Genomic DNA, 287 nt, shown 5'->3' with positions numbered 1-287 from the left:
GAGGAGCCGGCCGAGGAAGCTCCGGTTGAGGAGGTCCGGCCGGCCGGCGCCGTGCCGGTGGTGCTGTCGGCGCGTAATGACGTGGCGCTGCGGGCGCAGGCGGAGCGGTTGCGGTCGCACCTGATGTCGCGGTCTGAGCTGTCGGCCGTGGACACGGCGTACTCGCTGGTGACGTCACGGGCGTTGTTGGAGCGTCGGGCTGTGGTGGTGGCCTCGGGTCGGGAGGAGTTGCTGGCGCGGCTGGGTGAGCTGACCGGCGGGGAGTCGGGTGTCGGGGGTAAGTCGGC

The 287-nt window shown here is 72.5% G+C and carries 1 protein-coding gene; it reads left to right on the top strand.

What is annotated here, in order from left to right; genetic code table 11:
• Positions 1–287, top strand: a 287-nt coding sequence (locus FVS66_RS34750) for a hypothetical protein (RefSeq protein ID WP_187645342.1), incomplete at both ends; no start/stop codon positions are given.

The sequence above is a fragment of the Streptomyces sp. TRM49041 genome (assembly GCF_008271805.1).
Taxonomy (GTDB): Bacteria; Actinomycetota; Actinomycetes; order Streptomycetales; family Streptomycetaceae; genus Streptomyces.
This window is presented reverse-complemented; position numbering and strand designations above follow the sequence as displayed.